This is a genomic window from Nocardia farcinica, assembly GCF_029867845.1.
GTDB lineage: Bacteria > Actinomycetota > Actinomycetes > Mycobacteriales > Mycobacteriaceae > Nocardia > Nocardia farcinica_A.
Genome location: NZ_JARWRU010000336.1, coordinates 1 through 2,771 on the forward strand (window position 1 = coordinate 1; position 2,771 = coordinate 2,771).

Annotated in this window: 2 protein-coding genes; one reads left to right on the plus strand and one right to left on the minus strand. The window is 69.7% G+C overall.

Annotation, left to right across the window (positions count from 1 at the left end; all coding sequences use genetic code 11):
- Positions 1-121: 121 nt before the first annotated feature.
- Entirely contained in the window at positions 122-958 is an 837-nt protein-coding gene (locus tag QH283_RS07145) for a crotonase/enoyl-CoA hydratase family protein (RefSeq protein ID WP_280502224.1), read from the minus strand.
- 63 nt (positions 959-1,021) lie between these two features.
- Here QH283_RS07145 and QH283_RS07150 point away from each other — a divergent pair, with 63 nt between their 5' ends.
- Positions 1,022-2,683 carry an acyl-CoA synthetase gene (locus QH283_RS07150; protein WP_280502225.1) on the plus strand — a complete coding sequence of 554 codons (1,662 nt, stop codon included), beginning with the start codon at positions 1,022-1,024 and terminating at the stop codon, positions 2,681-2,683.
- Positions 2,684-2,771 lie beyond the last annotated feature (88 nt).

A 2,771-nucleotide genomic window follows, 5' to 3' on the forward strand; every position in this document is an offset into this window, starting at 1 on the left:
ACCCGGGGGTTATGCCAACCCCCCCCCCCCGCTTTTGTGTGGGGGCGGGTTCGGGGGCCCCGGGCTTGGGGGCCCCCGACTCCGGCGCACCGGCCCGCGCGGGCGCGCGGCGGGCGGGTGCTCACTTGCCGGTGAAGACGGCCTTGCGCTTCTCGGCGAAGGCGCGCGGGCCCTCCTTGGCGTCGGCGGAGGCGAACACCTTGGCGCCGTACTCGGCCTCGATCTTGAAGGCCTCCTCCTCGTGCAGGCCCTCGGTCTCGCGGATGGTGCGCAGGATGGCCTGCACCGCCAGCGGGCCGTTGGCCGCGATCTGCTCGGCGATCTCGAGCGCCTTGTCCAGCGCGGCGCCGTCGGGGACCACGTGGCCGATCAGGCCGATCTCCTTGGCCTCGGCCGCGGCCAGGTGGCGGCCGGTGAGCAGGATCTCCGCGGCGAGCGTGTAGGGCACCTGACGGACCAGGCGCACAGCAGAGCCGCCGAGCGGGAACAGGCCCCAGCGCGCCTCGGACACACCGAATTTCGCGCTCTCACCCGCGACGCGGATATCGGTGCCCTGCAGGATCTCGGTGCCGCCCGCGATGGCCGGGCCCTCCACCGCCGCGATCAGCGGCTTGGTCAGCCTGCGGCCCTTGAGCAGGGCGTCGAAGCGGGTGAGATCCCAGCCGCCGCCCTTGAACGAGTCGCCCGGCGGCTTGGCGTTCATCGCCTTGAGATCCATGCCCGCGCAGAACGCGCCGCCCGCCCCGGTCAGGATCGCCACCCGGATCTCTGGATCGCTGTCCACGCGATCCCAGGCATCGCGCATGATCGCCATCATCTCCGCCGAGAGCGCGTTGCGCGCCTTCGGCCGGTTCATCGTGACGATCAGGACGTGTCCGCGCTGCTCGACGAGGCAGTGCGGCTCCTGCGCCGCCGCCTCGGCACCTGCGGTCTGCTCGGTTGCCGCTTCTGGGGCCATGACTTCGTTCTCCTGACTGCTCGAGTCTTGTCAGAAACAGTAACACGTTCTATTTTGAGGGGTGTGAGCTACAACATAGCGGACCTCGTCGAACATGCCATCGACCTCATGCCCGATCGCGTCGCTCTGGTCGACGACGCCCGTGAGGTGACTTACGCACAGCTGGAGGAGCGAGCCAACAAACTGGCCCACTACCTGCTGGAACACGGCGTCAAGCCGGGTGACAAGGTGGGTATCTACTCGCGCAACACGATCGAGGCCGCCGAGGCCATGGTCGCGGTGTTCAAGGCGCGCGCCGTGATGATCAACGTCAACTACCGGTATGTCGAGAACGAGTTGCAGTACATCTTCGACAATTCCGACATGGTGGCGCTGATCCACGAACGTCGCTACAGCGACAAGGTGGCCGCGGTGCGGGCGAAGACCCCGCAGCTGCACACCGTGATCGTCGTCGACGACGATACGGCCGGCACCATCCCCACCGCGGCGGATTCGGTCGAATACGAGGCGGCGCTGGCGCAGTCCTCCGGCGAACGCGACTTCGGCGAGCGTTCGCCCGACGACCTGTACATGCTCTACACCGGCGGCACCACCGGCATGCCCAAGGGCGTCATGTGGCGCCAGGAGGACGTGTGGCGGGTGCTCGGCGGCGGCATCAACTTCATGACCGGCGAGCGGGTGGCCGACGAGTGGGATCTGGCCAAGGAGGGCCAGGCGGGCGGCGCGCTGACCCGCTACCCGATCCCGCCGATGATCCACGGCGGCTCGCAGTGGGCCACCTTCCAGAGCCTGTTCGCCGGCGGCAAGGTGGTCATGCTGCCGGAGTTCAGCGGCCACGGCGTGTGGCAGGCCATCGAGCGGCACGGGGTGAACGTCCTGTTCATCACCGGTGACGCCATGGCGCGGCCGATGCTGGACGCGCTGATCGAGGGCAATCCCGAGACCGGCAAGCCCTACGAGCCCGCCACGCTGTACGCCATCGCCAGCAGCGCGGCGCTGTTCTCGCCCGCGATCAAGGACAAGTACCTCGACCTGCTGCCCAACCGGGTCATCACCGACTCGATCGGCTCCTCGGAGACCGGTTTCGCCGGTATCGGCATGGCGGCCAAGGGGTCCACCCACACCGGCGGCCCGCGCGTGAAGATCGACGCCTCCACCGTGGTGATCGACGACGAGGGCAACCCGGTCGAGCCGGGTTCCGGGCAGGTCGGCGTGCTGGCGCGGACCGGCCACATCCCGCTGGGCTACTACAAGGACGAGGCAAAGACCGCCGCGACCTTCGAGCCCATCAACGGCGTGCGCTACTCCATCCCCGGCGACTTCGCCCGGGTCGAGGAGGACGGCACGGTCACCATGCTCGGCCGCGGCTCGGTGAGCATCAACTCCGGTGGCGAGAAGATCTACCCGGAGGAGGTCGAGGGCGCGCTCAAGGCGCATCCTGACATCTTCGACGCGCTGGTGGTCGGCGTGGAGGACGAGCGCTGGGGTCAGCGGGTCTGCGCGGTGGTGCAGTGCCGCGGCGAGAAGCGGCCGACGATCGAGGAGCTGCGGCCGGTGCTCACCCAGGAGATCGCCTCCTACAAGCACCCGCGTAGCCTGTGGTTCGTCGACGAGATCAAGCGCTCGCCCGCGGGCAAGCCGGACTACCGCTGGGCCAAGGAACAGACCGCGGCCCGCCCGGCCGACGAGCACAGCGAGGCGGGCGCCAAGCAGCCCGCGCAGTAGCAGCAGGCCCGTGGGGGGGGCGAGAGCGGGCCCCCCGGGGGGGTTAAAGGCCCCCCCCGGGGGAGGGGGGGGCGCGGGCCCCGCCGCC